General features: G+C 66.5%; 3 protein-coding genes. All 3 read left to right on the top strand.

The window, feature by feature from the left end:
• Positions 1-83: 83 nt before the first annotated feature.
• Positions 84-2,072 (top strand): stage V sporulation protein D, encoded by a 1,989-nt coding sequence (locus EB084_19625; GenBank protein NDD30474.1) that lies wholly within the window; start codon positions 84-86, stop codon positions 2,070-2,072.
• Positions 2,050-3,531 carry a UDP-N-acetylmuramoyl-L-alanyl-D-glutamate--2,6-diaminopimelate ligase gene (locus tag EB084_19620; GenBank protein ID NDD30473.1) on the top strand — a complete coding sequence of 494 codons (1,482 nt, stop codon included), beginning with the start codon at positions 2,050-2,052 and terminating at the stop codon, positions 3,529-3,531. The genes EB084_19625 and EB084_19620 overlap by 23 nt, the downstream gene beginning before the upstream one ends.
• Positions 3,532-3,533: 2 nt before the next feature.
• A partial coding sequence (locus tag EB084_19615; GenBank protein NDD30472.1) for a UDP-N-acetylmuramoyl-tripeptide--D-alanyl-D-alanine ligase occupies positions 3,534-4,803 on the top strand: 1,270 nt, incomplete at its 3' end.

Genomic DNA, 4,803 nt, shown 5'->3' with positions numbered 1-4,803 from the left:
GCACACGCTCTCGTCGCACGGTGACCCCATCCTCGACGCGGACCAGTTGGCGCGAACATGGCTCCCGAAAGTGAAGGCCCAGCATGCCAACGTCGAAGCGTCAGTGGAATCCGCGAATGAAGCCACGTGTGGTCGTGGTGTTCTATCTCATGGTGCTCTTCGTGTTCTACCTGGGGTACAATCTCGTGCAGGTGCAGGCGCGTCAGCGGCTGCGCAACGCCCCCCCGAAGGGCTTCGCTGACTTCAAGGGCATGGCCGACGCCTACCACGTGGGCTCACTCCCCCTTCCTGCCCTGCGCGGCCCCATCCTCGATCGGAACCGACAGATCCTGGCCGCGAGCCTGAGCCTGCCCTCCATCGCCGCCGACCCGACGAAGATTCCGCCGGAGCAGCGCGATCAGGTCGCGCTGTTCGTGGCACGCGCCATGAACGGTGATGTGGCGACCGTACGCAAGCTGCTCAACACCCACGGCACATTCGTCTGGCTCGGGCAGAAGATGCCGGAGAAGGTTGCCGAGCGCATCGAGAAGTATGCGCGTGAGCGAGACGCGGGCGTCCCGAAGAACCTGCAAGGAGGGCTCTTCGTTCTGCGCGAGGCCACTGGCAAGCGCTTCTACCCGAAGGGCAAGCTCGCGGTTCACCTGCTCGGATACGCGGGCATCGACGACAACGGTCTCGACGGCATCGAGTCTGCCTTCGAGCAGCAGCTCAAGGGCATCCCCGGACAGATCGAAGCCGAGATGGACCGCGAAGGGCGAGCCATCCCGAACGGCTGGTCGAAGCTCACACCGGCACGCCCAGGTCGTAGCGTGGTGCTCACCATCGACGAATCGATACAGTACATCGCCGAGCGCGAGCTTGCGGCCACCGTCAAGAAGTACCAGGCCACCAGCGGCACCTGCGTGGTGATGGACGCAAAGAGCGGCGACATCCTTGCGCTGGTGAACAAGCCCGACTACACCACCGCCCAGGCCTCGAAGGTCGACGTGGCGCTGCGCCGAAACCGCGCGCTCAGCGACACCTACGAGCCTGGCTCGACCATGAAGGTGTTCACCGCGGCGGCCGCCCTCGATAGCGGCAAGGTATCGATGAGCGACCGCTTCTTCTGCGGCACCGCCATCACAGTCGACGGCTGGCAGATCCACAACGCAGACGACGGCGAGTCGAGCGCGAACGGCAGCGAGACGGTGCTCGGCATCGTCACCCATTCGTTCAACGTCGGTACCTGCGCGGTGGCACTTCGCATCGGCAAGAAGACGTTCCAGCAGTACCTCGATCGCTTCGGCTTCGGCCGCACCACCGACCTCCCGCTGCCCGGTGAGGCGGAGGGGCTGATCCAGCCGTACAAGGGCTGGGCGAACATCACCCTCGCCACCAACGCGTTCGGTCAAGGCATCACGGTCACCCCCATGCAGCTCGTCTCCGCCATGCAGGCCGTGGCGAACAAGGGCGTGATGATGAAACCCCGCCTGGTGAAAGAGCTTCTCGACCCCGACGGCAAGGTGGTGAAGGCATTCCCCACCAAGGTGAAGCGACGCGTCGTGAGCGAGCGCACATCGATGCAGATGCGTCAGATACTGCGCAACGTGGTCGTGAACGGGACCGGCAAGAAAGCAGAGAACGCCGCCTACCCCTCCGCCGGCAAGACGGGCACCGCCAACATCGTTGACGGCGGCGGCTACGGTCATCGCTACAACGCCTCGTTCCTGGGCTTTGCGCCGGTACAAGATCCCCGTGTGATCATCCTGGTCAAGGTCGAAGACCCCAAGCCCATCCACTGGGGCGGATCGGTTGCGGCGCCTGTCTTCAAGGCCGTGTCACGCGAAGCGCTCTGGCGCCTGGGCGTCAGGCCCCTCGACGTGGTCGAGAAGGACGACAAGGACGACGAGAGCAGCAACACAGCCAAGACCACAGACGCCAAGGCAAAGTCAGCGAAGACAGCCCTGAAGGGCGCCAAAGGCGCGCCGGCCGGCATCGCCCACACCGGGGGACCGAAGGCCGCCTCCACTTCCAAGAAGGGTGAGAGCACCGTTGCCCCCGCTCACCAGCCTGCTCGACGCACTCCGCACTGACGCGCGCGCGGTAGGTGGCCGCGCGCCCGAATCGGTGAACGTCAGCCACATCGCCTATGACTCTCGTGAGGTGCGCCCAGGAAGCCTCTTCGTGGCCGTGCCAGGCCACGTCACGGACGGTCATCGATTCCTGGGCGCGGCCATCGGCGCCGGTGCCGTGGCCTGCATCGTCGAGCGACCAGAGGCGGTTGCGAACCCTGAAGAGACGTGCGTGATCGCAGTCAACGACGCACGACGTGCCCTCGCGATTGTGAGCGCAGCCTTCCACGACTGGCCTGGGCATCGCCTCACCATGGTGGGGGTCACCGGCACCAATGGCAAGACCACAACGACCACGCTCATCGAATCGATGCTCGCAGCCGCCGGAAGAGTGCCTGGCCTCATCGGCACCATTCACGTGAAGATCGGGGGTGAGGTGCGCGACGCCCGGAACACGACGCCGGAATCGCTCGACCTGCAGCAGATACTGGGAGAGATGGTGACCCACGGACACGACTGCGTCTCGATGGAGGTCAGCTCACACGCCCTCGCCCTTGAGCGGGTGACCGGCTGCGACTTCGCCGTGGCGGTCTTCACCAACCTGACACAAGACCACCTCGACTTCCACGTCACCATGGACGCCTACAAGGCGGCCAAGCAGAAGCTCTTCACAGGCCTGAGGTCCACGGCCTGGGCCGTGGTGAACGCAGACGACCCGCACAGCGCCGACATGGCGGCCGCGTCGCACGCGAGAGTCATGCGATACGGCGTCGACACGGCATCGGCCGAGGTGCGCGCCGTCGACGTGCGACATGAGGCCAACGGCACCCGCTTCCACCTCGTCACCCCCGCGGGAGAGGCAGACGTCTCGATGCGCCTGTGCGGCCGCTTCAATGTCTACAACGCCCTTGCCGCGGCCGCCGCAGCCCTGGCCCTCGACGTCCCGCTCGCCACTGTCGCCGCCGCGCTCGAAACCGTTCCACCGGTGCGCGGGCGATTCGAGACCGTCGACGCGGGGCAGCCCTTCCGCGTGATCATCGACTATGCCCACACCCCCGACGGCCTCGAGAACATCGTGCGCGCCGCGCGGGCCATCACGACCGGGCGAGTGATCACTGTGTTCGGCTGCGGCGGCGACCGCGATCGCACCAAGCGTCCGAAGATGGGAGGCATCGCGGCTGCGCTGTCAGACACGACCGTGATCACCTCCGACAACCCACGCAGCGAAGAGCCAGCGGCGATCATCGACGAAATCGTGGCCGGCATGCCCGAGACGGGCGACCGCCACGTGATCGTCGATCGACGCGCTGCCATCGAAGCCGCGCTGGCCATGGCACGCGCCGGCGACTGCGTCATCATCGCAGGCAAAGGTCATGAGACCTATCAGATCGTGAAAGAGCAGACGCTCCACTTCGATGACGCCGAAGTGGCCCGCGAGGCGCTCAGAAAAGCTGTTCCCCAAATCGGCAAGGAGGTGTAGGCGTGTTGGAACCCCTCACTGTAGACGAGATCCTCGAGGCCACGGGAGGCCGCTTCGCCGCGCCGCCCAGCGACGACGTCACGGCGGTGACCGGCATCTCCACCGATACACGGAGCCTTCAGCCCGGCGAGCTCTACCTGTCTCTCACCGGCAAGAACTTCGACGGCCATGCCTTTGCGCCGCAGGCGCTCAACCGCGGCGCTGCCTATGTGATGGCGGCGCGCGAAGCCCTTGCCCGATGCGAGGCCGACCACGGTCGGACCATCGTGGTTGACGATACCCTTTCGTCGTACCATCGCATCGCGGCGCACTATCGCGGCAAGTTCCGCCTCCCGGTGGTCGCCATCACCGGCAGCTACGGCAAGACCACAACCAAGGACCTGATGGCGGCCGTGCTCACCACCCACTATCCCTGCGTGCTCAAGACGGCCGCCAACCTCAACAACGAGTACGGCGTTCCCCAGACCCTGCTGCGCATCGACCACGCCACCCGCGCGGCGGTCATCGAGATGGCCATGCGCGGACGCGACCAGATACGACCACTGGCCACCATCACGCGCCCGGACATCGGCATCATCACCACCATCGGCGAAGCCCATCTCGAGCTGCTCGGCAGCCTCGAGGCCATCTGTGACGCCAAGGCCGAGCTGCTCACCCAGCTCGCGCCCAACGCCTGCGCCGTCCTCCCCCGCGACTCGGCCTGGTACGACCGCCTGGCCTCCCAGACCCCGTGCCGCATCGTCACGTTCGGCCGTGATCCGCGCGCAGACGTCCGCCTGCTGGAGGCGGTGCCCGAAGGCGTCGAGGGCCAGCGCGTGCAGCTCGAGGTCAAAGGCGTCGCCCTGACCTTGCACCTGCCCATGCCCGGCCCCCACAACGCCATGAATCTTGCGGCCACGGTGGCTGCAGCCGTGGAGCTCGGCATCCCGCTCACCGCCCTCGAGCGCTTCCCCGACTTCCTGGAGACATCCGGGCGCCGGCACGAGATCGTACACGCCGCGGGTGGCTTCGAGCTCATCAATGACGCCTACAACGCTGGACCGGCATCGATGCACGCCGCCCTCGACACCCTCTCCGAAGTTCCCGTCGAGGGGCGCCGTGGCGCGGTGCTGGCTGACATGCTCGAGCTCGGGCCGACCGGGCCCGACTACCATCGCGCGGTGGGCGAGCACGCGGCGCGCGCGGTGGACTTCCTCATCACCACAGGCACGCTGGGCCGCTGCATCGCGGAAGCCGCCACGGCAGCCGGACTGGCGCAGGTCTTCCACGCCC

Source organism: Pseudomonadota bacterium (assembly GCA_010028905.1).
Classification (GTDB): Bacteria; Vulcanimicrobiota; Xenobia; order RGZZ01; family RGZZ01; genus RGZZ01.
Note: the sequence above shows the minus strand (reverse complement) of the source record. Positions and strands in the feature narration are given on the sequence as shown.

What these genes read in the sequence shown, in the direction of transcription:
- EB084_19625 (NDD30474.1), top strand. Translation starts at nt 84, where the DNA reads ATGCCAACGTCGAAGCGTCAGTGGAATCCGCGAATGAAGCCACGTGTG.